The organism is Erythrobacter sp. SN6-5 (genome assembly GCF_057364945.1).
Genome location: NZ_CP200282.1, coordinates 2,430,108 through 2,454,151, shown reverse-complemented (window position 1 = coordinate 2,454,151; position 24,044 = coordinate 2,430,108). Strand labels below are relative to the sequence as shown.

Sequence of the window (24,044 nt, the reverse complement as noted above, 5' to 3'; positions counted from 1 at the left end):
TCGCTCATTACAAAGATAACATATAACAGACCCGAAAACGGGCTTGATCGATCGCCAGCTTGTGACGCTTTGGTCAGCGCTCTGTCCTCTGGAGGGGACGAGCGGATCACCTTGCGAGCCGATAATGGCCTCAATAAGTACCATTCGGCGCCCTATCCGCGCGATGTGGTGGCTTATTCCTCCTCGACCGTCAGCGATATCTCAGGGCCGGCATTTGCGCATCTCCTGATGTTGGAGGCGGCGCAGGATCGCGTGGGATATGCGGATCAGCTGGACGGCCTGAGGCGGCGGATCAAAGCCGCTTATTCCTTATCGTCCGAGAGCGAGATTGTGTTCGCAGCCTCGGGCACCGATCTGGAATATGTCGCACTGGCCAGCGTACATGGCCGCGCAGCGGGAGGGATCCACAATGTCCTGCTTGGCGCAGATGAGATTGGCAGCGGCTGTATCCACTCCGCCCATGGTCGATATTTTGCAGAGGCCACGGCGCTAGGCATTCCATCGACCCCGCGAGAGGATGTCGTGGGTTGTGGCTCAATCAGCCTGGTCGATGTGCCGGTGCGCTGCACCGAAGGTGTCGCTTGCTCTAGCGCGGAAATTGCCCAAAGCCTCGCGAGCGAGATTGAGCTTGCGAAATCCTCTGATCGTCATGCTCTGGTACACATCGTCCATGGTTCAAAGACCGGGCTTGTGCTGCCTGACCTCACCGACCTTGACGGTCTAAAGGCGCGCTACGGCGAGCATGCAACCTTCGTCGTTGACGCCTGCCAGGCACGCATCACCAGCGCTGCGATTGCCGCCTACGTTGAGCGGGGGTGCATTGTTCTCTTGACCGGATCGAAGTTCATGGGCGCGCCGCCGTTCAATGGCTTCGCCTTGATACCTTCCGCCATGGCGGCGCGAGCAGCGCCGCTCCCCAAAGGGTTTGCGCAAATATTTAACCGGGCGGAATTTCCAGAGAATTGGCCGGGTGTGGATAGGCTGGGCGAGGGGCAGAACCGCTCGCTCGCCCTACGTTTAGAGGCCGCCGTGTTTGAACTGGAACGGTTTCAACGAATTACCCCTGGCCAGGTCGAGATGATGATTGCAGCGTTTGACACGGTGCTTCAGGCTGAAATTATCGAGCCGCTTGGCGTGAAGCGTGTGTTGCCCAACTTCACCTCTTCCGAGGGTGCATCGCTCAACCTGCCAATTGAAATGCGTACATTGGCAACCCTGGATGTTAGCATGTTGCCGGGCCTGCGAACCTTCGATGACGCGCAGGCGCTGCACAAAGAGCTCGCGCATGATGGCGTGCGTTTGGGCCAACCGGTCAAATGCGTACGGCAAGATGGCGGGTGGGGCGGGACATTGCGGGTCGGCCTATCCATGCCGATCATGAGCGCATGGGCCGCCATGAATGCAGACGAGATCGAGCACCAACTCGCCAGCGACCTTGGGCTCATCGCGGAGAAATTGCAGGAAAAAACACTTACATTCGCCTAATCGTCGGCGCATGATTGGCTTTTGACAAAACTGCGGTACACTACTGGCCTGTTGGTCTTGGGAGGGTGCCGATGGCTGTTCAAGAATGGTATGATGCGCATATTATGCCGCGCCTCGTCGGATTTGCCTGTGCGCAAGGCCAAGTGATGAAACGCCGCTCAAAGGTGGTGCCGCTCGCTCGCGGTGATGTGTTTGAGCTGGGCTGCGGCGGCGGACTAAACCATCAGTTTTATGATCGCGGTGCCGTCACTAGCTTTGCCGGGATCGATCCGCATGGCGCGCTGCTGGACCAGGCAAGAGCCGCTGCGGAGGCCAAAGGCTGGCCCGCTGATATTCGCGAAGGGGTGGGCGAGGCTATTCCCTTTGCCGACCGATCGTTCGACAATGTCGTGTGCACATTCACCCTGTGTACGGTCGAAAGCCCCGCTCAGGTTATGTCGGAAATGCGCCGCGTCTTGAGGCCGGGCGGGCAAGTGCTGTTTCTGGAGCATGGGCGTGCGCCCGATCCCGATGTTGCCAAATGGCAGGATCGGATTGAGCCGATTTGGAAGAGACTTGCCGGTGGATGTCATCTGACGCGGCCTATCGGTTCGGCCCTGCGCGGGGCAGGCTTTGATGTGGAGCCGCACGGGCAGGGCTATCTGCCGAAGGCTCCCAAGTTTGCGATGTGGAACGAATGGGGCGTGGCGCGCAAGCCGGGGATGTAATAAAACGCCTCCGGCTCAGGATTGTCGCCATATGACTGACCTCAGTCAGCTAGGGTGAAGTTATTCGCCAAATGTCCGCTGCCACCAGCCACGCTTTGGTTTGCCACCAGCGGCTGGCGTTTCCTCAGCAGCGTTCTCAGGCGCCGCGTCAGCTTTGGCCTTGGCAGGCGCCGTCTCGCTGGCTGATGCCTCAGTGTCAGCCTTCGCCGCAGGCTTTTTCTTAGCACGCGGTTTGGCCGGAGCCTTCTTCTTGGCAGGTGCCTTTTTCTTGGGAGGCGCTTCCTCAGCATCTGCCTCAGGAGCATCCGTCACTTCTGCGGTTTCCTCAGGCTTCTTTTTCGCCCGGGATGCCCGCTTGCGCTTCGGCTTTGCTTCAGCCGCTTCTTCGGCAGGAGCGTCTTCTTTCGACGCAGTCGTATCGGCCTCTGCTTCTGGTTCGGTCTTCTTCTTGGCCCGCGAAGCTCGCTTGCGCTTCGGCTTTTCTTCAGCAGGCGCTTCTTCAGCAGCAGCATCGCCAGCTTGTACCGCTTCCGCTTGGTCTGAGCCTGCTTCTACGCCCTCTGATGCTTCCTCAGCTGCGTTGTCACCTTCCTTACGGCGACGACCGCGGCCGCCACGACGGCGGCGACGCTTTGGCTTGTCTTCGCCATCATCATCGTTTGAGGCTTCACGACCGCCATCGCGATCTTCGCCATCTTCACTGTCGTCATTGGCTGCATCATCACCGCGATTTTCGTCACGGTTCTTGTTGCGGCCCCTACCACCACGCCGCAGCGGCGACGGCGCTTCTTCTTTGGCGCGTCATCATCGTCTTCGTCTTCGTCGAAGCTTTCTTCCGGCAGATCATCATCGTCATCTTCATCGACGATGGGCTCAAACTTAGGTGCGTGGGTTGGGCGCGGGCCAGCACTGGCTACGCTCATCTTCGCCCCTTCGTCTTCGCCTTCTGGGACGACTTCAACATTTACGCCGTAACGGTCTTCAATCTCAGCCAGGTCGCTGCGTTTGGCGTTGAGCAGGTAAACCGCTGCCTCCGTGCTGGCGGACAGGCGGATGATCGTGCCTTTGCCCTTGGCCGCCTCATCTTCGATAATCCGAAGCGCAGACAGGCCAGCAGAAGAAGCGGTTCGAACCAAGCCAGTGCCATCACAATGCGGGCACTCGCGGGTTGTCGCCTCAAGCACGCCAGTGCGCAGACGCTGACGGCTCATTTCCATCAAGCCAAAGCCTGAGATGCGGCCCACTTGGATACGGGCGCGGTCGCTCTTCAGAGCTTCCTTCATCTGCTTTTCAACTTTGCGGACGTTGGAATTGTATTCCATGTCGATGAAGTCGATCACAACCAGACCGGCCATATCGCGCAGGCGCAATTGACGGGCGATCTCGCGCGCTGCCTCCAGGTTGGTAGCAACGGCGGTTTGCTCAATGCCGTGCTCTTTAGTCGAACGGCCAGAGTTGATGTCGATCGAGACCAAGGCCTCGGTCGGGTTGATGACCAGATAGCCGCCCGATTTGAGCTGAACCACGGGATCATACATCGCCCTCAGCTGGTCCTCTGCGCCGTAACGCTGGAACAGTGGAACCGGATCGGAATAGGCTTTTACCCGGCGCGCGTGGCTGGGCATGAGCATCTTCATGAAGCTCTTGGCTGATTTATAGCCTTCCTCGCCCTCAACGATCACTTCTTCAATCTCACGATTGTAGATGTCGCGGATCGCCCGCTTGATCAGGTCGCTGTCTGAATGGACCAGCGACGGTGCGGTGGAGGACAGCGTCTTTTGACGGATCTCGTCCCACAGGCGCGCAAGGTAATCAAAGTCACGCTTTATCTCGGTCTTGGTACGGCTGATGCCGGCGGTCCGGACGATCAGGCCCATTGTCTTAGGCAGCGAGAGGTCAGAGACGACCTGCTTCAATCGCTTACGGTCAGACGAAGAATTGATCTTGCGGCTGATCCCGCCGCCATGCGAGCTGTTCGGCATCAGCACGGTGTAACGGCCCGCGAGGCTGAGATAGGAGGTGAGGGCAGCACCCTTGTTCCCGCGCTCTTCCTTCACCACCTGAACCAGGATTACCTGGCGGCGTTGAATAACGTCCTGAATTTTGTAGCGGCGGCGCAGCGCCATACGCTTGGCGCGCACTTCGTCGACTTCTTTCGCCCGGCTGCGGCTCTTCTTATTGTCGCCTTTTCCGCCCTGACGTCGGCGGCCACGTCCGCGTCCACGGCGGCCGCGGCGCGGCTTGTCGTCTTCGTCGGAGCTTTCCTCATCAGATGTCTCGCCATCCTCGGCGTCATCGTCTGAGCTGTCGTCCTCATCATCGTCGTCATCGCCATCGACGGTGCCTTCTTCGATGGTTGCGACTTTATCTTTTTCTGAGGTGTCGATCTCTTCCATGCCGTCTTCGGCAAGATCTTCTGCAAGGCCTTCGGCGGATTCCTCATCGGCATCGTATTCTTCGCCGGGGACGTTGCCTTCTTCCTCTTCCTCAGCGCGCAAACGCGCCTCTTCTTCGGCGGCCTCCGCTTCTTCGGCGAGCAAGCGCTCCCGATCATCCTGAGGAATCTGGTAATAGTCAGGGTGAATTTCGCTAAAGGCGAGGAAGCCGTGCCGATTGCCGCCAAAGTCGACAAATGCCGCCTGTAGCGAGGGTTCTACCCGGGTAACTTTGGCTAGATAAATATTGCCTTTGATCTGCTTGTGTTCGGCAGATTCAAAGTCGAACTCCTCAATCCGGTTGCCTTTTAGTACCGCCACCCGGGTCTCTTCCGAGTGGCGCGCATCGATTAGCATGCGCGTTGCCATTATGTTGTCTCCACGCGCCTATGGCGGCTCGGTGGCCGCTCATAAAACGCAATTTGTATGATGAAACGGCTCGCCAAATGTCTTGGAAGACATTGCTAGAGCCGGTCGATTTATCGGATCCCCGAGCACCAATTGCACGGGATTTGATGAACGTGTCTGCTGTGAAGAGAGTGCGGGATTGACCAAACATTTGGCCCCCGTTTCGGCTCGCACAAACCGTCGCCAGCGCTGGGCGCTGCGACTGGAATTGCGAGGAGAAGCGTCTCGTCACTGCATCAACCTGTTAAGTGGCCTTGGCAAAAGGGTTCTGCCCAGGCGTCGAGAACAAATTGGCGAGTCGCACCGGGGCTTTCCCACCGCGCCGACCAATTTTTCGATGAAATCCTGTTAGCATCGTGGGTTAGACCCCGCAACCATATTGCGTTCTCCTATCACAACACACTACGCCATTATGGATATGTCACTACGCACGCTGATCCTGATGGTTATCCTGCTGCCGGCCTTGCTGGTGGGCGGGGCGATAGCGGCGGGTGTGAAGATACCTGTCCCGCAATTGGGCCGCGACTATGTGCAGCGGATCAGCCTGGCTGGGGAGGGCGGACCAGTAGTCCTTCCAGATATCACCGGTCCGGATGATCTGACCCGCCCGCTGATCGTTATCGATGCGGGGCATGGCGGGCGTGACCCCGGCGCGGTGGGTGAAACCCCGGACGGGCAAGTTGTGCGTGAGAAAGATGTGACACTCGCAATAGCCCTGGAGTTGCGCGACCAATTGCTGGCCGATGGCGGGATCAGAGTGGCCATGACCCGTAGTGATGACAGCATTGTTCCGCTGGGCGACCGGCCAGAAATTGCGCGGCAATTGAATGCCGACCTGTTCGTCTCGATCCACGCCGATTCCGCCGGAGGGACGACCGATGTCTCTGGTGCGAGCATTTACACCTTGTCGTCAGAGGCATCGAGCGAAGCCGCCGCTCGCTTTGCTGCGCGAGAGAACGACGCCGACCGCGTGAATGGCCTCACCATTGAGGGACAAAGCGAAGAAGTAAGCGCGATCCTGGTGGAATTGTCGCAGCAGCAGACACAGGATAGCTCAGCCGATCTCGCCTCGCTGATCATACGTGAGGGCGATGGAGAGCTCGCCTTTGTCAGCACGCCTCAACGCTCCGCCGCATTGGCTGTATTAAGGGCGCCAGATGTGCCTTCAGTTTTGTTTGAAAGCGGCTTTGTTACCAATCAGGCTGACCGTGCGCGTCTAACCACAGCAGAAGGCCGCGCGACTTATGCCCGCGTTTTGGCTCGCGCGATCCGCATATACTTCGCGCGCAGAGCGGAACGATAACCGCGTCCACCAACCATTTGCTGAAACCGCGTCCACCAATCATCTGCTGATGCAATTCGACGACAAGCCGCAGGTTCATCGGATAATCAGGCACAAGGCGCTAGCGCCCGCAAAATCACTCATGCTAAGACACACGCAACTATGACTGAGTCCACCCAACAGACATCGCTCGAATATTTCCGTTATCGCCTGGGCAGAGACCTGAGCGCGGCTAGCGGATGGTTCAAGGCGAAATGGAAATCGAGCCTACTGTTTAAGCTGGGCGCTTTCGGCCTGATCGTGATGCTGCTCGCCTGGGTTGCTGGCTGGGTGTTTCTGGCGCGCGACCTACCCGATGCAGAGGGTCTGCTCGATTATGAGACCCCGCTACCCACGGTGGTGCGCGGGATCGATGGCGAGATTGTCCATTCCTATGCCCGCGAACGCCGCGTTCAGCTGCAATATCCCGACTTCCCGGAAAAGCTGGTTGAGGCTTATCTTTCCGCCGAAGATAAAACCTTCTTCTCGCATGGCGGCGTCGACATAACCGGCACAGCCAATGCTGTGTTCGACTATGTCAGCAAGCTTGGCTCTGGCGACCGCGCGGTCGGCGGCTCCACTATCACTCAGCAGGTGGCAAAGAACCTGCTGCTGGGCGACGAATACTCCGTTACGCGTAAACTAAAGGAAATGATCCTCGCGAGCCGCATCGAAGGGGTGATGAGCAAAGAGGAAATCCTCGAGCTTTATCTCAATGAGATTCCTCTGGGTCGCCGCAGCTTCGGCGTCCAGGCGGCAAGCCGTGCCTATTTTGACCGCGATGTGGTCGATCTGGAATTGCACCAAATGGCGTTCCTTGCGATCCTGCCAAAGGCGCCAGAGCGCTATGGACGCGCGGCCAATGAAGAGCGCGCGCTGGAACGGCGCGATTTCGTTCTCTCGCAGATGGAAGAAAACGGCTTCATCACTGCTGAGCAAGAGACCGTAGCCAAAGCACAGCCACTCGGCCTGGTGCGCCAACGCAGCCAGCGTTCGGTCGATGCGGGCTATTTCCTCGAAGAAGTCCGGCGCAAGCTCATTTCTGATTTTGGCGAGAGCGCCGAGGACGGTGAGAACAGCGTCTATGCTGGCGGTCTGTGGGTGCGAACCTCGCTCGATCCAGAGATACAGGATGCCGCGCGCAAAGCTTTGCGCCAAGGCCTTGTGCGCTATCACGGCAGCCGGGGTTGGAGCGGACCGATTGCGACCATCAACTTCGATGATGGCGCGTGGGACAGTCAGCTCGCTAGTTCCAACATCAGCGTTAATTATGAAAACTGGCGCGTCGGTGTGGTCACAAACCGCAGCGGATCCAGCGCGACTATCGGCTTTTCCGATGGCGAAGAGAAATCGCTGAGCAGTCTACCAAACGCGCTCAAAGCAGGTGACGTGATCGCCGTTGTGCCCAGCGGCAATGGCTTTCGTGTAAAGGCCATTCCGCACGCTCAAGGCGGCCTGGTGGTTCAAAACGCGCAATATGGCCGGGTGCTCGCTATGCAGGGCGGGTTCGATTATCGCCTGTCAGACTTTAACCGCGCGACCCAAGCAGAGCGTCAGCCGGGCTCAACGATCAAGCCCTTTGTCTATGCCACCGGCCTCGACCACGGCATGACCCCATCGACCGAAATCGATAACTCGCGCTATTGCTATTATCAGGGCCGCCGCCTGGGCGAAAAGTGCATTCGCGGCGGACGCGCAGGCGAGTTTCCTCTGCGCTATGGCTTGGAGCAATCGCAGAACATTATGACGGTGCAGATCGGCATGACTGCCGGGATGGACAATGTCGTTCAGCAGATCCAGGATTTGGGCATCGGCAGTTACGATCCCTATCCCGCCTTTGCCTTGGGCGCGGGCGAATCCACAGTAATGAAAATGGTTGCGGCCTATGCGGCGCTGGCCAATCACGGACGCCTGAATGATCCAACCGTCATCGACTATGTGCAAGACCGCGATGGCAAGGTGATTTACCGCGCGGACAATCGCAAATGCGATGGCTGCAACATGCCGAAATGGGATGGCAAGCCGATGCCGCGCTTTGGTCTAAAGGGTGAGCAAGCGATGGACGCTCGGACCGCGTTCCAGACAATGCACATGCTGAAAGGTGTAGTTGATCGCGGCACCGCGACAGTTCTCAACGATCTGGGTCTGCCGCTGTTTGGTAAGACCGGCACGACCACCGGACCAAAGGATGTTTGGTTTATCGGCGGCACGCAGGAGCTGATCGCGGGCGCTTATGTCGGGTTTGATACCCCGCGCAATATGGGCGGCTACGCTCAAGGTGGAACGATAGCGGCACCGATCATCAAGACGCTGATCCGCGAATCGCGCGACAAATGGTCTGACCTTCCTGCAATCGCGCCAGCAGGAGTGCGTATGGTCAGGGTAGACCGCCGCTCGGGCAAACGCGTGCTCGATGGATGGCCCACCAATGACAAGCGCTCTGCCATCATCTGGGAAGCGTTTAAGCCGGACACTGAACCAGAGCGTTCGACCCGCGCCGATGAGATCGCGGCCAAGCGTGATGAGATCCTGGAACTGATCAAATCCGCTCGCGGCAGCGCCAGCCAGGCTACTGAATCCAGCGATGGCGAAGTCGAGGACTTTGTCGAGGATCAAGGCGGGCTGTATTAGCGGCGCCTCCGCTCAAACCACCGCCGTCACTCCCGCTCAAACTTTACAATCGCGGCCCGCCCGTTAATCGGGGCCTTCCAAACCACCGCAAAGGATTTGCCATGCGCGCAGAAGCGCAAGCCAATATCGACCGGATTGAAGCTGCGCTTGATCTGGTGCGCCTGTCGCTCGATTGGGAGCGTGCTTTGCGGCGCCTGGATGAGCTGAATGCTCGCGTCCAGGACCCCAGCCTGTGGGACAATCCCAAGGAAGCGCAAGCCGTCAGCCGTGAGCAAAAGACGCTCGAAACCGCAGTTGCAACGGTGCGCGATATCTCGTCTGAAATGGGCGACGCTATCGAGTTCATTGAGATGGGCGAGGCCGAGAGCGAAGAGGACATCATCAATGATGGTCTGAAGAGCCTGGAGAAGCTCGCCGATCGGGCCGATGCGGACAAGGTTCAGGCGCTGCTGTCTGGCGAAGCAGACGGCAATGACACGTATATCGAAATTCACGCGGGCGCAGGCGGCACCGAAAGCCAGGACTGGGCCGAGATGCTGTTTCGCATGTATGGCCGCTGGGCAGAGCGGCGCGGGTTCAAAATTGAAACGGTGGAATATCAGGCGGGTGAAACCGCTGGTATCAAATCCGCTACCCTGCTGGTCAAAGGCGAGAACGCCTATGGCTATGCCAAAACCGAAAGCGGTGTTCACCGCCTGGTGCGGATCAGCCCGTATGATAGCAGCGCGCGCCGCCACACATCCTTCAGCTCGGTCTGGGTCTATCCCGTCATCGACGATGATTTCGAGGTGGAGATAAATGAGGGCGACCTGAAGATCGACACCTACCGCGCATCAGGTGCCGAGCGGACAACACGTCAACACCACGGACAGCGCAGTGCGGATCACGCACCAACCGACAGGCATCGTGGTCGCCAGCCAAAACGACCGCAGCCAGCATAAGAACCGCGCGACCGCGATGAATATGCTGAAGGCGCGGCTGTTTGAGCGCGAGATGGCGGAGCGCGAAGCGGTTGCCTCTGGCGAATACCAAGAGAAAAGCGACATTGGCTGGGGCCACCAAATCCGTTCATATGTCCTGCAACCGTATCAGATGGTCAAAGACCTGCGCACTGGCGTCACCTCAAGCTCGCCAGACGATGTGCTGGACGGCGCGCTTGATCCGTACATCTCTGCCGCTCTCGCTCAGCGGGTGACCGGTGAGACAGTGGATGTGGAAGACGTCGAATAATGCGGATTTCGATTGCGTTTATCCTAGGAGCAGCGGCGACATTGGCCGGATGTATGCCGCAGGCCGAGCAAAGCGACAGGCCCGAAAGCGCGCTTGAGTTTCCGCTGCCTGATCGCCCGGTCTCAACCATCACCTCAAACCAGTTTTCCAACGAAGACGCCCGGGATAATCGCGGTGAGGCGCAAAAAGTCATGGACCTTGCCAATATTGGCGAAGGTATGACGGTCGCCGATATCGGCGCGGGCGAGGGCTATTACACCGTCCGCTTGGCTGAGCGTGTTGGGGACGCCGGCCGGGTGCTGGCTCAGGATATTGATCGCGATGCCTTGGAACGGCTGGGCCGCCGGGTTGAGCAGGAACGGCTGGAAAACATTTCGATCAAGCTTGGTGAAGTTGACGATCCACAACTACCGGGCAGCAGCTTTGACCGCATCTTTTTGGTTCACATGTATCACGAAGTCAGCGAACCCTATGCGTTCCTGTGGCGGCTGTGGCCTGCGCTGGCCGAAGGCGGTCAGGTGATCGTTGTCGACGCTGACCGACCGACCGACCGCCACGGCATGCCGCCAAAATTGCTGTTTTGTGAGTTTGATGCGGCGGGATACCGACTCATGGAATTTCTGGAAAAGCCAGACATCAAAGGCTATTTCGCGCGCTTTGAGCGGGCAGATACGCGGCCAGAACCGGGTAAGATAACAGCCTGCAGCCTGAACAAAAAATAGGGCACAGCCCAAATGTGACATTGTGTTGCACCATGCGGGAACCTAAACACAATCATGAAAAGCGCGGGGGCAAACTCGCTGGGGAGCTTTCATTGATTAGGGGACTGGAGCCGATCCGCCGCGCTAGCTGCGCCGATTGATCCTGCGAACTTCATGCAAGCATCGGTCCGGTGGCCTTGCGCTCTTTAAATCAACAAGGTGGGGTGCTACGCGCTGCCGCGATCACAATGCCACAAGGTCAGGAGTACCGCCAAGGATGACAGATTTTCCAACCAGCTTTGACCGTGAAGATCTGCTTAAATGCGCACGGGGCGAATTGTTCGGCCCAGGTAATGCGCAATTGCCGGAACCTCCGATGCTGATGATGGATCGGATTACGGAGATCTCGGGCGATGGCGGGGAACATGGCAAGGGTCATGTGGTGGCTGAATTTGATATAAAACCAGACCTTTGGTTCTTTGACTGCCATTTTCCCGGCAATCCGATAATGCCCGGCTGCCTTGGCCTGGATGGCCTATGGCAACTGACGGGTTTCAATCTCGGTTGGCGCGGTTGGCAAGGACGCGGCTATGCGCTTGGCGTGGGCGAAGTGAAGCTAACCGGCATGGTCCGGCCTGACCGCAAGAAACTCACCTATTTCGTGGATTTCACCAAGGCGATGCAATCCCGGCGTTTGACGATGGGTGTGGCCGATGGCCGGGTAGAGGCCGATGGTGAGGTCATCTATCAAGTTAAAGATATGAAAGTTGCGCTCTCAGAGGCCTAAGGGCCAGAGACGATAGGGGAATATCATGCGTCGCGTTGTCATTACCGGACTGGGGATCGTTTCCTCGATTGGCACCAATCAAGCAGAAGTGCTGGCCTCGCTGAAAGCGGGCAAATCCGGCATCAGTTTCAATGAGGACATGGCCGAACATGGCTTTCGTTCTCAAATAGCGGGTTCGGTGGATCTCGATGTGAAAGAGCACGTCGACAAGCGCACCCTGCGTTTTATGGGGCCGGGCGCGGCCTATGCTCATATCGCGATGGGGCAAGCCATCGCCGATGCTGGTCTGGAAGAGAAAGACGTTATCAACCCCATGACCGGAGTGATCGCTGGGTCAGGCGGACCGTCGACCTCTGCCATGCTGACGGCGCATCAGACTGTGCTCAAGAACGGCTCAACCAAGCGTATTGGCCCATTCGCGGTGCCTAAGACGATGTCCTCCACGGTCAGTGCCAACTTGGCGACGGCTTATCAGATCAAGGGCATGAACTTCTCGATCACTTCCGCCTGTTCCACCTCGCTGCATTGCATCGGCATGGCCGCTCAACAGATCGCACTGGGCCAGCAAGACGTGATGTTTGGCGGCGGCGGCGAAGAGCTGGACTGGACATTATCCTGCCTGTTTGACGCGATGGGCGCGATGTCGAGCAAGTATAACGACACTCCGGAGCGTGCCTCCCGCGCCTTTGACGCAGACCGCGATGGGTTTGTGATTGGTGGTGGCGGCGCGATGGTTGTTTTGGAAAGCCTCGAACATGCGCAGGCACGCGGGGCAAAGATTTACGCCGAAGTCACCGGGTTCTGTGCCACTTCTGATGGTGCGGACATGGTCGCGCCATCAGGTGAGGGCGGAGAGCGGGCGATGCGCGGTGCGATCAAAACGCTGAATGAAGAGCGCAAAGTCAGCTATATCAACGCGCACGGCACATCCACGCCGGTGGGTGATGTTGGCGAAATCGAGGCGGTTCGCCGCGTGTTTGGGGAGGGCTCAACTCCACCGGTCAGCTCAACCAAGTCGATGACCGGCCACAGCCAAGGGGCAACAGGCGCGCAAGAGGCGATTTATTGCCTGCTCGCTCTCGAACATGACTTTATCATTCCTTCGATCAATGTGGAAACCCTCGATCCGGCGTTGAAACCGGAAGAGATCGCTACGCAATTGGTCGAAAATGCCGGGCTTGATACCGTGATGACCAATAGCTTCGGATTTGGCGGCACCAATGGTTCGATGCTGATGTCGAAATTTCACGGTTGAGAATTTAACGCAGGATTTGCTGCCAAAATTGAGGTGACATGAGCATGGGCGTCCTTGCAGGAAAACGCGGACTTGTGATGGGCGTCGCGAATGATCGCTCAATCGCCTGGGGTATTGCAAAAGCCTGCGCAGAGGCTCGACGCTGAGCTGGCTTTCACGTATCAGGGTGAGGGATTTGGTAAGCGGTTGGAACCGCTAGCGCAGAGCGTCGGTTCGGATGTCATGCTAGATGTTGATGTGACCGATGACGCCTCGCTTGATGCGGCCTTTGCCGCATTGCAGGAACGCTGGGGCACGCTCGATTTCGTCGTCCATGCCATTGCCTATTCCGACAAGTCGGAACTGGCCGGGCGTTTCCTTGATACGTCACGCGACAACTTTAAAAACTGCATGGATATCTCTGCCTACAGCCTGATCGAGGTTGCGCGCCGTGCGCATCCGATGATGGTCGAGAATGGCGGAACGATCCTGACGCTCAGCTATATGGGTTCAAGCCGTGTTACGCCCAACTACAACGTCATGGGCGTCGCAAAAGCCGCGCTGGAATCGGCCGTGCGATATCTAGCCGATGATCTTGGCCCAGAGGGCATCCGCGTAAACACGATCAGCCCCGGCCCGATGAAAACGCTGGCCATGTCCGCAATTGGCGGCGCACGCAGGACCTACAGACACTCCGATACCAATGCGCCCATGCGCAGCAACGCTACGTTGGAAGCGGTGGGCGGAACGGCGGTCTATTTGTGCAGCGATGCAGGCGCATACACCACCGGAGAGATCATCCATGTGGATGGCGGCTTCCATGTTCTGGGCATGCCACAGCTCGACAATTTATGATCGGCAAGTGATGATCATTCGTTCTACAGACCTGAGCGAACCGGAAGTCATCGCGCTACTCGAATTGCATCATAGTGAGATGGAACAATTCTCTCCGCTTGGCACGTGCCATGTTCTCGACCTATCTGGCTTGAAAGCCCCGGAAATAGAGGTTTTTGCGGCGTGGGAAGGCGAAGCTCTATTATCAATCGGGGCACTGAAACAGCATGATGGCTTTGGCGAGATTAAATCGATGCGGGCCCATCCCGATGCCCGAGGGAAGGGCGCGGGCAAAGCTATGTTGGAGCACTTGATCAGCCGCGCCCGGGAATTGGGTTTCCCGCAAATCAAACTAGAGACAGGCGATGGCGGAGTTTTCGAGGCAGCAGTTGGACTCTACAAGAACTTCGGGTTTGTGCCTTGCGAGGCCTTTGCCGGTTACACGCCAAGTGACTTCAACAAGTTTTATGCTTTGTCTTTACGTGCCGGGTGAGGGCGTCCATTGAACGAAGTTAAACCTCCACGCCCCAGCTTTTTGAGCCTAGCAAGCGAGCTTTTGGCTCTGCCCAAGGTATTGGTTGCACCGCTGCGTTCAGCCGATCAGATGGAGCCGTTTGCCAATGGTAAGACCGCTCTGGTCATTCCCGGCATGCTTTCCAACAATGCCGCAACCGCCCTGCTCATCGCGAACCTGCGGCAGGCCGGGTTTGACGCGCATGGCTGGGAAAATGGTCTCAACACCAAGGTGACGCCAGCGCGCATCACGGCCGTGGAAGATCACGTTGCAAGACTGTCTGATCAAGCCTCACAAAAGATCATCGTGATTGGCTGGAGCCTTGGCGGGCTATACGCGCGGCTGCTAGCGCATCGCTTGCCGCATCATATCGACCTTGCTGTCACCTTGGGATCGCCGTTTTCAGGCGACAGCCGAGCAAATAATGCCTGGCGTCTGTATGAGGCAATGAACGATCACAGCGTGGATAATCCGCCGTTTGAGGAGGATTTGTCGGACAAGCCGCCAGTTCGCACGCTCGCGATTTGGTCAAGCAGGGACGGTGTGATCCATCCTGAGTGCACCGCCGGAACGCCGGAGCAATCAGACCTGAGGATTGAGCTGCCCTATAAGCATTTGGAGCTCGCCACATCGCGCCGGGCCATACGCGAGGTGGTGGGTATTCTGCGCGAGGAAATGCGTGACGGTGCTCCTTCTGCACTAGCCTTGGCTCAGCTGCCAGTTCTGACGGACGAAGAGATCGCTCGACGGCTCCCTGTATGGTCGGTGCTGTCAGACACTTTCCTCGACACGGAGCTCGACGAGCATCACTATTTTCGCATCGCTGAGATGATCACTGAGGCAGGCTATTCCAAGGAAGAGCTGGAGACGATCTATCGCTGCGAGGTGGAGCCAGCGTTCTCGTTCAACCTGTTAGACCCTGCGGGCGAGTGGGCCGGGTGGCCTGAGGAATTCGTGCTGGAACGAGTGCTCGCAAGCCGCAAGACACCCGAAACCCAGGCACGGCCGCGCGTCATCATGCACGACCATATCAAATCGGAATGGGTGAAGATCAGCCGCGCCTTAGACGCACTCTAACCGCTCTCCGATTGGGCCTTATTCAATATCCCAGGCGCGCTCACCGTGGCTGGCCACATCAAGACCTTCGATTTCCTCGTCCTGTTTGACCCGCATCGGGAAGAAAGCCGAGACCATCAACGCCAAGATCGCTGTGCCAATCGCACTCCACAACGCGACCGCGCCAATCCCAACAAATTGCGCAAACAATTGGCTGCCCATGTCCATTCCCGGGAAATACCCCGTTCCGCCAAGCTCTGGTGCCAGGAAGACAGCCAGCAACATAGTGCCCAGCAGACCGCCCACACCGTGAACCGCAAATACGTCGAGCGAGATCGTCAATGTGCCATTTCAGCTTGATCAGCTGGATCGCGCCGTAACAAACCATTGAACCGGCCACGCCGAACAGGATCGCTGCGCCAGGCGAGACAAACACCGCCGCCGGTGTGATCGTGGCCAAGCCAGCAATCGCGCCCGTTGCCCAACCAATCGTGGTCGGCTTACCCAGCGCAAGCCGCTCAACAAGCAGCCACGTGAGCGCGGCTGCACTTGCGGCAATATGTGTGTTGATGATGGCGGAAGAGGCGTTGTCATTCGCGCCCAGGGCAGAGCCGCCGTTAAATCCGAACCAGCCCACCCACAGCAGAGCCGCACCCACCATCGTTAGCGCCGGAGCATGGGGCAACATCAGCTTCTTAGGGAAACCGTCGCGCTTGCCCAGCAGCATCGCAACCAGCAGCGCAGAAACGCCAGCGGTGGTGTGCACCACTAGGCCGCCCGCAAAGTCGAGCGTTCCAAATTGGCTTGCCAGCCATCCGCCGCCCCATAGCCAATGCGCAACTGGCGCGTAGACGACGAGGCCCCATAGCGCGCAAAACGCCAGCACCCAGGCAAACCGAGCGCGCTCTACCCACGCGCCCACCATCAGGGCAGGAGTGATCACCGCAAAAGTCATCTGGAACAGCGCAAATGTGCTTTCGGGCACCAAAGTGCCTTCACGCACCGTACCCAGATTATCGAACATTAACGCGTTGCCACCGCCCATCCAGCCTGTTGTAACCGGGCCAAAGGCGATGGTGTAGCTGAGCGATCACCCACAGCACCGAAGCAGCGGCGGCAATCGCGCCGCATTGCAAGACAACCGACAGCAGGTTTTTGGAGCGCACGAGGCCACCGTAGAACAGCGCAAGGCCTGGCAATGTCATCAGCAGCACGAACGCTGCGGAGGCCAATATCCATGCGGTGTCGCCAGTATCAGGCACCGCGATAGCAGGCGCCACCTCTTGAACCGCATCTTGAGCAGAAAGCGGCGCGGCAAGGCCCGCAGCAATAATGAGTGAAAGCGCGGTGCGCAGCATTGTTATGTCCCCCCAATGCCGCGCAGTCATGCGGTCATTGCTCAAATTAATCCCTTTGCACGCGCTTTGTTTCAAACAGCGTTCAATATCAATGGCATTAATGCAACTTACCCCGCGATCAGTGCCTCTAGCACTTGATCTGGTGGGCGGTGTCCATCGGCCCAAAAGCGGATATTGGCGATCACCTTCTCTCCAGAGGCTTCGCGGCCCTCCGCCGTTGCGCTGCCAATATGGGGCAGTGTCATGACATTGGGGCTTCTGATGAGACGCTCATCAACCTTCGGCTCCTCTGGGTAAACATCAAGACCCGCACCCGCGAGATGTCCACTTTCCAGTACGTCGATCAGCGCTTCTTGGTCTATTAACTCGCCGCGGGCCGTGTTGATGATGCACGAACCAGGTTTCATCAAAGCAAAGCGGCGAGCATCGAGCATATTACGTGTCTCATCGGTCAGCGGGCTGTGCAATGTGACGATGTCAGCCGCGCTCAGCAGATCATCCAGGCTTTCCGCATAGTTCGCGCCCAGCATGCTCTCGATCGCTTCAGGCAAGGGCTTTCGGTTGTGATAGAGAATCGACAAGCCAAAAGCGCGTGCCCGGTGCGCAACCGCCTGGCCAATGCGGCCCATGCCGACGATTCCCAGTGTCTTTCCGCCAAGCTTACGCCCCAGCAGGCCCGATGGCGCCCATCCGGTCCACTCGCCGCGCCGAACCAGTGCTGTGCCTTCGCGAATGCGCCGTGGCACTCCGATAATGCCTGCCATCGCAATATCGGCGGTGTCGTCGGTAAAAACACCCGGCGTGTTGGTGACGAAGATCTTGCGCGCTGCCGCAGCGGCCAGATCAATATGCTCGATCCCTGCGCCAAAGCTCGCAATCAGGCCCAACTGCTCGCCTGCCTCTGCGATCATATCCGCATCAATTCTGTCTGTAACGGTGGGAACCAGCACGTCGCAGCTTTTCATCGCTGCGATCAAAGCCTCGCGGCTCATCGGCTCGTCAGTGGTGTTGAGCTGACAATCGAACAACTCGCTCATCCGCGCCTCTACAGAAGGCATTAACTGGCGGGTCACCACCACTTTCATCTCGCGCGCATTGCGGCGCTGGGTCTGCGCAGGTTCATTTGGCATCATCTAGCGCTAATGGCTTGTGGGCGCACAGGTCAAGCGCGCTTGAAGCCGCGTATCCAATGAAGCTATGGATGGATCTGTTATGAAACGATTTGTTGTCTCTGTCTTGGCCGTGTTGGGCCTGCTCGCTTTAGCGCCGCTTGGCGCGCCGCTTTATGCGCAGGACCGCGAGACGCCATATTGGGCTTCGATCGATTCTGAGCGGGTTAATATGCGGGTCGGGCCGAGCGTCGATTACCCGATTGAATGGGTCTACAAACGCAAAGGTCTGCCGATCAAAGTCATCCGCCTACGCGAAGGCTGGCGCCTGATTGAAGATCCGGATGGGCAGCAAGGATGGGTCACGCGCAGCCTCCTAAGCGCCGCGCGCACCGCCATGATCATTGGCGAGGGGCCGGTTGACCTGCGTGCATCAGCCAGCGCCACGTCCGCGCTCAGATGGCGCGCCATGCCGGGCAATGTCGGCAGACTGGGGAATTGCGAGGCTGGCTGGTGCGAGCTTGATATTGCCGGACGTACGGGGTGGGCACCGGAAGACCGCCTGTGGGGCACCGGCGCGCCCTGAGCGCCCTGCTCTATTTCAACGGGGTAATCTCATAGCTTTCGCTGCCGTCTGACAATGTCGTGGTGAAGCTGCCGTCAGCATTTGCCGCGCCATTATCCCAGCAACGCTGCTCACGCGCTTCACCATCCTCACCGCGCGGATTGAAACAGAACGACGCGCCATCGACGTCCCATGTTCCGCTACCAACTCGGACATTCTGCGGGTTGTAGTCGATGTAGGTTCCGTCCGGCTCAAGCTTCGTCTTGGCGTAGATCGTGCCATTGCTGCCAATGGCATAGAGGCCAGGGACCATAACAAAACCTGGGCCATCGGCGGCTTCAGCGCGGGCAGGGGCGTCCACTGCCTCACCGCTGACCTCTGCATCGCCATCGCTGCCGGTCGCCGTTTCTCCGCAAGCGCCAAGCGCGATCAGCGCTGGAAGAGCAAGACAGGCGGCGGCTCGGCGAAATTGCATCAGACGATCTCAACCGCAACAGCGGTTGCTTCGCCGCCACCGATGCATAGGCTGGCGACACCTTTAGTTTTCCCCTGCTGTTTCAATGCATTGAGCAGCGTCACAATGATCCGGGTGCCGCTGGCGCCAATGGGATGACCCAGGGCTGTGCCGCCGCCGTTCACATTGATCTTTGCGTGATCAATGCCGAGGTCGCGCATTGCGAACATCGCCACACAAGCAAACGCTTCGTTCACTTCCCACAGCTCAACATCGTCAACCGACCAGCCTGCATTGGCGAGCACTTTTTCAATTGCTCCAATCGGCGCGATCGTGAAATCCTTCGGTTCGCGCGCATGGGCCGCCATGGCAACGATCTTTGCAACTGGCGTCGCGCCCTTTTCCGCCGCCACGCTTTCGCGTGTCAAAACGACTGCGGCCGCGCCATCAGAGATTGAACTGGAGGTTGCCGCCGTGATCGTGCCGTCTTTGGCGAAAGCTGCGCGCAATTGCGGGATCTTGTCCGGGCGCCCCTTGCCAGGCGCTTCGTCGGTGTCGACGGTAACATCGCCCTTGCGTGTCTTGAACGTCACCGGCACGACTTCGTCCGCAAACGCGCCGCTTTCAATCGCAGCATTAGCGCGGCGCAGGCTTTCGACGGAATATTCATCCATCTCCTCGCGCGTCATTTGATAATCGTTCGCCGTGTCCTGCGCGAAAGTGCCCATCGCCCGGCCTTCTTCATAGGCATCTTCCAGCCCGTCGAGGAACATGTGATCATAGGTCGTGTCATGGCCAAGGCGCGCACCAGAACGATGCTTCTTCAGCAGGTACGGTGCATTGGTCATGCTCTCCATCCCGTCGGCAACCACCATGTCGATCGTGCCTGATGCCAGAGCCTCGCTGCCCATGATCACTGTCTGCATGCCAGAGCCGCAAACTTTGTTCACCGTGGTTGCTTGCACGGTTTTCGGCAGGCCAGCTTTAATCGCGGCCTGGCGGGCAGGGGCCTGCCCCAGACCAGCGGGTAGGACGCAGCCCATATAGGCTCGGTCAAAATCTTCACCGTTCACGCCGGAACGCTCCACCGCTGCCTTGACTGCCGTGGCGCCAAGATCCGTCGCTGAAACATCAGCCAATGCGCCCTGCATTCCGCCCATTGGCGTACGAGCATAAGAAAGGATGACAATCGGATCATTGGCGGAAAACTGGGCCATGCGGGGTTCCTTGGCTAAAATCTGTAATTTGTTTCACTGGATAATGTCTTGGGCGATGTAATGCTGCGCTGCGGCATTGGCAATGTGCAGTTTCAAGGTGAGGTCACGGCCCAATACTGCTTGTCATATTGCGAATTTTTGGCGACAAGCATGGCAAATCAAAACGTATTTCTGGAGAGAACCCTATGGCCGATGACCGCAAAGTAGAATTGGACGCCATTCTAAAGCGCCAGCGTGAGGCCTTTACCGCATCCCGACCGGAAAGCATGAACATGCGCAAAGACCGGATTAAGCGAGCCATGGCTCTGCTGAAAGATCACAGCGAAAACCTGTGCAAGGCGATGAGCGCGGATTTCGGCAATCGCTCCGTCGATCAATCGATGATCACCGATATTGCGGGCACAGTTGGCGCGGGCAAACATGCGCTCAAAAACATGGATAAATGGGCCAAATCGGAAAAGCGCCCCGTGCAATTTCCATTGGGGCTGCTCGGCGCGAAGGCTGAAATTCGCTATGAGCCAAAGGGCGTGGTTGGCATTCTTAGCCCATGGAATTTCCCGGTAAATCTCGCATTCTCGCCGTTGATGCAGGTTCTGGCGGCGGGCAACCGCGCGATGATCAAGCCGAGCGAATTTACAGAGCGTACGTCCCTGTTGATGGCGGAACTGGTCGATGAATATTTCACACCCGATGAAGTGGCGGTAATCACCGGCGGACCAGAAGTCGCCGCTGCATTTTCCGAGTTACCCTTTGATCATCTGGTCTTCACCGGTTCCACAGCAACCGGGCGCCGAGTGATGGAGGCTGCGTCAAAGAACCTCGTGCCAGTCACGCTGGAGCTGGGCGGAAAATCGCCTGTTATCATGGGTAAGAGCGCCGACTTTGCCAAAGCGGGTGAGCGCATTGCTCTGGGTAAAATGATGAACGCAGGCCAGATATGTCTCGCACCTGATTATATGTATGTCCCGCAGGATAAGCAGGACGAGGCAATCCAAGGCGTCTCTGACGGCGTCACCAATATGTATCCAACCCTGCTCGAAAATGATGATTACGCCTCCATCGTCAGCGATCGTCATTTTGAGCGGCTGCAAGGCATGGTCGCCGATGCACGCGACAAAGGCGCAGAGGTGATCGAGGTTAATCCAGGCGATGAAGATTTTGGTTCGGCCAACCAACGCAAAATGCCGCTAACGATCCTGAAGAACGTGACTGACCAGATGGAAGCGATGCAGGAAGAGATCTTCGGACCCGTCCTGCCCGTAAAGACGTATAAAACCGTCGACGATGCCGTTGATTATGTGAATGAAAATGACCGTCCCTTGGGCCTCTATTACTTTGGCCAAGACACCGACGAGCAGGAACGCGTGCTGACCCGGACGATCTCTGGCGGTGTCACCACCAATGACGTTATCTTTCATGTTTCGATGGAGGATTTGCCATTCGGCGGGGTCGGGCCATCCGGCATGGGCAGCTATCACGCGGTCGAAGGCTTTAAGGAATTCAGCCACGCGCGCGCCGTCTATCACCAGCCCAAGATCGACATTGCCAAACTGGGCGGGTTTAAACCGCCTTATGGAAAAGCCAGTCAGAAAGCTGCCGCTGGGATGATGAAGTGATGGGGAAAACTGCGCGGCATTAAACGGTATGTTTCCGCGAAGACCGTTCTAGGAGTGCTTCCATCCGCCGCAAAGCCGCGGAATCAGGTGGTTTACCTAGTCTCATCAAATGATGCAGGAAATGCCTGATTCGCGGGCTTGCGCGGCGTGCGCGAGAGGCCTAAGCGACCCCCTGGGATTAATCACCGTCTGGACTTTATCGTGGTCGACCTTAGCCAGTATCTACCGATACTGATTTTCATCGCCATAGCCTTTGGCTTATCGTGCCTTTTTGTATTTCTGCCGATGGGCGTCTCACGCCTTACCGGGGCACACAACCCGGACGCGGAAAAGCTGTCTGAATATGAGTGCGGCTTTCCCGCATTTGAGGACGCACGCAGCCAGTTTGATGTGCGCTTTTATCTGGTCGCAATCAGCTTCATCATCTTCGACCTTGAGGCGGCCTTCCTGTTCCCTTGGGCGGTCAGCCTAGGCGAGACGGGCTGGGTCGGTTGGATCGGAATGATGACCTTCTTAGGCATTTTGGCGATTGGCCTCACGTACGAATGGAAGAAGGGGGCTCTGGACTGGGAATGAGCACTTCAGCAAACATCACCCCGGGCAGCCCGATCCTGGACGCCGCTGGTAAGCCGATGAACGGATTGCCGACTGCGCAAAGCGGCGAAGTGCGTCAGCCTGATGCGGATTACTTCAACGCACTCCAAACCGAAGTGAACGACAAGGGTTTTCTGGTCACCTCGACCGAAGATCTGTTCCAATGGGCGCGCACCGGCTCGCTGTGGTGGATGACATTCGGCCTCGCATGCTGCGCGGTTGAGATGATCCATGTGAACATGCCGCGCTATGATATGGAGCGGTTCGGCATCGCCCCACGAGCCTCACCGCGCCAATCAGACGTGATGATCGTCGCTGGAACCCTGTGCAACAAGATGGCTCCGGCCCTGCGCAAGGTCTATGACCAGATGTCGGACCCGAAATATGTGATTTCGATGGGCAGCTGCGCCAACGGCGGCGGCTATTACCACTATTCATACAGCGTCGTGCGCGGATGCGATCGGATTGTTCCGGTTGATATCTACGTGCCCGGTTGTCCTCCGACGGCAGAAGCTCTGCTTTACGGTGTGATGCAATTGCAGCGCAAAATCCGCCGCACCGGGACGATTGTGCGATGAGTTTCAAATCTATGATTTTGGGCCTCGGAGCGCTCGCCTCGCTCTATGGGGTGGCCGTCGCGAATGACGGCGTCGCGGGCGATGATTGGTCGCGTTTTCAATCTCCTGACGAGGCTTTTTCAGTCAAAACACCGTGCAGCGCTGAGGAAACTTTGGCGTTTCAGGCAATGACAAAGGACGCCAGCATACTGCCGGTGCCAATCGGACCAGAAGCGCGAGTGATGTGCCTTCAAGGCGAAACCCTCATGTTCGCTGGGATCGTCGAAGTTCCGTTGGCCGAACTTGGCGATACCTCGCTCTTCGATCTGATTACCGAGGATATTCGCAAGGAAGAGAGCCAACTTCATGATGCCGCTGCCCGCACAGTCGATGGGCGGCGCGCATTCACAAATATGGAAGCTCGCACCGACTATCTTGCGCAGAGCGGGTTCGTCGAAGTCGCACATAACAAAGTCCTCTTGAGCGTAGTCGGTGGTGAAATCACTGAAGAATACCCCGAAGCGTCGCGAAGGCTTCTTGTTGAGCGCTTCATTGCATCAATTGAGTTCGCAGATGAGGTCGTAGCACCATGACCGTCGTCCATTCCGCCCCGAAAATCGCCTCGAACGAAGGTGTGCTTGATGCGCTGACCAAGGCGCTCGGCAAATCCGTCATTTCTGGCGAAGAAAAACACGGTGAGATCATCCTCACCGTGGCGCGTGACAGCATTGTCGATGTGCTGCGCAGCCTGCGTCACGATCATGCCTATCAACAGATGATGGAAATCGCAGGGGTCGACTATCCCGACCGCGCAGAGCGGTTTGAGGTCGTCTACATGCTGCTCTCGCTGACCAAGAACCACCGGATCATGGTCAAGCTGTCCACCGACGAGGCGACCGCTGTTCCATCGATCACCGACCTGTGGCCGAATGCTGGCTGGTTGGAGCGCGAAGTCTTCGACATGTACGGCGTGAAGTTCGCCGACAACCCAGATCTGCGCCGCATCCTCACCGATTATGGCTTTGAAGGGCATCCGTTCCGCAAGGACTTCCCGATGACCGGCTATACCGAGCTGCGCTATTCCGAGGACGAAAAACGCGTTGTCTATGAGCCGGTAAAGCTGGCGCAGGACATGCGGACCTTCGACTTCCTCTCACCATGGGAAGGCGCGGAGTATGTCCTTCCCGGTGATGAAAAGGCGGAAGGTGGCGACGCGGATAAAAAGGCCGCG

The 24,044-nt window shown here is 57.8% G+C and carries 20 protein-coding genes and 4 pseudogenes; 17 read left to right on the top strand and 7 right to left on the bottom strand.

What is annotated here, in order from left to right:
• Positions 1–69 precede the first annotated feature (69 nt).
• Positions 70–1,485 carry a hypothetical protein gene (locus AC0V6Z_RS12240; RefSeq protein ID WP_472638743.1) on the top strand — a complete coding sequence of 472 codons (1,416 nt, stop codon included), beginning with the start codon at positions 70–72 and terminating at the stop codon, positions 1,483–1,485.
• 71 nt (positions 1,486–1,556) lie between these two features.
• Entirely contained in the window at positions 1,557–2,192 is a 636-nt protein-coding gene (locus AC0V6Z_RS12235) for a class I SAM-dependent methyltransferase (protein WP_472638742.1), read from the top strand.
• Between the two features lie 60 nt (positions 2,193–2,252).
• On the opposite strand, the pseudogene AC0V6Z_RS12230 reads toward AC0V6Z_RS12235, so the two are convergent.
• Positions 2,253–4,996: pseudogene (locus AC0V6Z_RS12230) on the bottom strand (Rne/Rng family ribonuclease).
• 457 nt (positions 4,997–5,453) lie between these two features.
• On the opposite strand from AC0V6Z_RS12230, the gene AC0V6Z_RS12225 reads away from it, so the two are divergent.
• From AC0V6Z_RS12225 to AC0V6Z_RS12185, 9 genes and pseudogenes are all read left to right on the top strand, one after another.
• Positions 5,454–6,338, top strand: a complete 885-nt coding sequence (locus AC0V6Z_RS12225) for an N-acetylmuramoyl-L-alanine amidase family protein (RefSeq protein WP_486176482.1) — start codon at positions 5,454–5,456, stop codon at positions 6,336–6,338.
• 141 nt (positions 6,339–6,479) lie between these two features.
• Positions 6,480–8,987 (top strand): penicillin-binding protein 1A, encoded by a 2,508-nt coding sequence (locus tag AC0V6Z_RS12220; protein WP_472638740.1) that lies wholly within the window; start codon positions 6,480–6,482, stop codon positions 8,985–8,987.
• A 101-nt stretch (positions 8,988–9,088) separates the two neighbouring features.
• Positions 9,089–10,217, top strand: a protein-coding gene (gene prfB, locus AC0V6Z_RS12215; protein WP_472638739.1) for a peptide chain release factor 2 whose coding sequence is annotated in 2 segments (ribosomal slippage) — positions 9,089–9,829 and positions 9,831–10,217 — 1,128 coding nt in all. Because the reading frame shifts where the segments join, the coding sequence is not laid out codon by codon here.
• Complete coding sequence (locus tag AC0V6Z_RS12210; RefSeq protein WP_472638738.1) at positions 10,217–10,939, top strand: class I SAM-dependent methyltransferase; 723 nt, start codon at positions 10,217–10,219, stop codon at positions 10,937–10,939. Before prfB ends, AC0V6Z_RS12210 begins: the two co-directional genes overlap by 1 nt.
• Positions 10,940–11,195: 256 nt before the next feature.
• The gene (fabA, locus tag AC0V6Z_RS12205; RefSeq protein WP_472638737.1) at positions 11,196–11,705 is read left to right on the top strand and encodes a bifunctional 3-hydroxydecanoyl-ACP dehydratase/trans-2-decenoyl-ACP isomerase; all 510 of its coding nucleotides are present in this window, start codon (positions 11,196–11,198) and stop codon (positions 11,703–11,705) included.
• A gap of 25 nt (positions 11,706–11,730) precedes the next feature.
• Positions 11,731–12,960 (top strand): beta-ketoacyl-ACP synthase I, encoded by a 1,230-nt coding sequence (fabB, locus tag AC0V6Z_RS12200; protein WP_472638736.1) that lies wholly within the window; start codon positions 11,731–11,733, stop codon positions 12,958–12,960.
• A 77-nt stretch (positions 12,961–13,037) separates the two neighbouring features.
• Positions 13,038–13,794: pseudogene (locus AC0V6Z_RS12195) on the top strand (enoyl-ACP reductase FabI).
• 10 nt (positions 13,795–13,804) lie between these two features.
• Positions 13,805–14,266, top strand: coding sequence for a GNAT family N-acetyltransferase (locus AC0V6Z_RS12190; RefSeq protein ID WP_472638735.1), 462 nt, complete (start codon positions 13,805–13,807; stop codon positions 14,264–14,266).
• A gap of 9 nt (positions 14,267–14,275) precedes the next feature.
• Positions 14,276–15,364, top strand: a complete 1,089-nt coding sequence (locus AC0V6Z_RS12185) for an alpha/beta hydrolase (protein WP_472638734.1) — start codon at positions 14,276–14,278, stop codon at positions 15,362–15,364.
• A gap of 18 nt (positions 15,365–15,382) precedes the next feature.
• Here the strand turns inward: AC0V6Z_RS12185 and AC0V6Z_RS12180 are convergent, their stop codons facing one another.
• The 4 genes and pseudogenes from AC0V6Z_RS12180 to AC0V6Z_RS12165 form a co-directional block, all read right to left on the bottom strand.
• Complete coding sequence (locus AC0V6Z_RS12180) at positions 15,383–15,628, bottom strand: hypothetical protein (RefSeq protein WP_472638733.1); 246 nt, start codon at positions 15,626–15,628, stop codon at positions 15,383–15,385.
• A 109-nt stretch (positions 15,629–15,737) separates the two neighbouring features.
• Positions 15,738–16,367: pseudogene (locus tag AC0V6Z_RS12175) on the bottom strand (ammonium transporter); the annotation flags it as partial.
• Positions 16,357–16,746: a hypothetical protein gene (locus tag AC0V6Z_RS12170; RefSeq protein WP_472638732.1), complete on the bottom strand. Its 390-nt coding sequence runs from the start codon at positions 16,744–16,746 to the stop codon at positions 16,357–16,359. The gene AC0V6Z_RS12170 and the pseudogene AC0V6Z_RS12175, both read right to left, overlap by 11 nt.
• Positions 16,747–16,808: 62 nt before the next feature.
• The gene (locus AC0V6Z_RS12165) at positions 16,809–17,831 is read right to left on the bottom strand and encodes a 2-hydroxyacid dehydrogenase (protein WP_472640910.1); all 1,023 of its coding nucleotides are present in this window, start codon (positions 17,829–17,831) and stop codon (positions 16,809–16,811) included.
• 82 nt (positions 17,832–17,913) lie between these two features.
• Between AC0V6Z_RS12165 and AC0V6Z_RS12160 the strand changes: the two genes are divergently transcribed.
• Complete coding sequence (locus tag AC0V6Z_RS12160) at positions 17,914–18,396, top strand: SH3 domain-containing protein (protein ID WP_472638731.1); 483 nt, start codon at positions 17,914–17,916, stop codon at positions 18,394–18,396.
• 10 nt (positions 18,397–18,406) lie between these two features.
• Here AC0V6Z_RS12160 and AC0V6Z_RS12155 read toward each other — a convergent pair whose 3' ends face one another.
• Both AC0V6Z_RS12155 and AC0V6Z_RS12150 read right to left on the bottom strand, forming a co-directional pair.
• The gene (locus tag AC0V6Z_RS12155; RefSeq protein ID WP_472638730.1) at positions 18,407–18,850 is read right to left on the bottom strand and encodes a hypothetical protein; all 444 of its coding nucleotides are present in this window, start codon (positions 18,848–18,850) and stop codon (positions 18,407–18,409) included.
• Complete coding sequence (locus AC0V6Z_RS12150; protein ID WP_472638729.1) at positions 18,850–20,046, bottom strand: thiolase family protein; 1,197 nt, start codon at positions 20,044–20,046, stop codon at positions 18,850–18,852. Before AC0V6Z_RS12150 ends, AC0V6Z_RS12155 begins: the two co-directional genes overlap by 1 nt.
• 185 nt (positions 20,047–20,231) lie before the next feature.
• Between AC0V6Z_RS12150 and AC0V6Z_RS12145 the strand changes: the two genes are divergently transcribed.
• The 5 genes and pseudogenes from AC0V6Z_RS12145 to AC0V6Z_RS12125 all read left to right on the top strand — a co-directional run.
• The gene (locus tag AC0V6Z_RS12145) at positions 20,232–21,662 is read left to right on the top strand and encodes a coniferyl aldehyde dehydrogenase (protein WP_472638728.1); all 1,431 of its coding nucleotides are present in this window, start codon (positions 20,232–20,234) and stop codon (positions 21,660–21,662) included.
• A gap of 201 nt (positions 21,663–21,863) precedes the next feature.
• Positions 21,864–22,238 carry an NADH-quinone oxidoreductase subunit A gene (locus tag AC0V6Z_RS12140; RefSeq protein WP_472640909.1) on the top strand — a complete coding sequence of 125 codons (375 nt, stop codon included), beginning with the start codon at positions 21,864–21,866 and terminating at the stop codon, positions 22,236–22,238.
• A gap of 56 nt (positions 22,239–22,294) precedes the next feature.
• On the top strand, positions 22,295–22,834 hold the full coding sequence (locus AC0V6Z_RS12135; protein ID WP_472640908.1) for a NuoB/complex I 20 kDa subunit family protein: 540 nt from the start codon (positions 22,295–22,297) through the stop codon (positions 22,832–22,834).
• A complete protein-coding gene (locus tag AC0V6Z_RS12130) occupies positions 22,831–23,406 on the top strand; it encodes a hypothetical protein (RefSeq protein ID WP_472638727.1) in 576 nt (191 codons plus the stop codon). Before AC0V6Z_RS12135 ends, AC0V6Z_RS12130 begins: the two co-directional genes overlap by 4 nt.
• Positions 23,403–24,020, top strand: a pseudogene (locus AC0V6Z_RS12125) (NADH-quinone oxidoreductase subunit C); the annotation flags it as partial. The gene AC0V6Z_RS12130 and the pseudogene AC0V6Z_RS12125, both read left to right, overlap by 4 nt.
• Between the last annotated feature and the right edge of the window lie 24 nt (positions 24,021–24,044).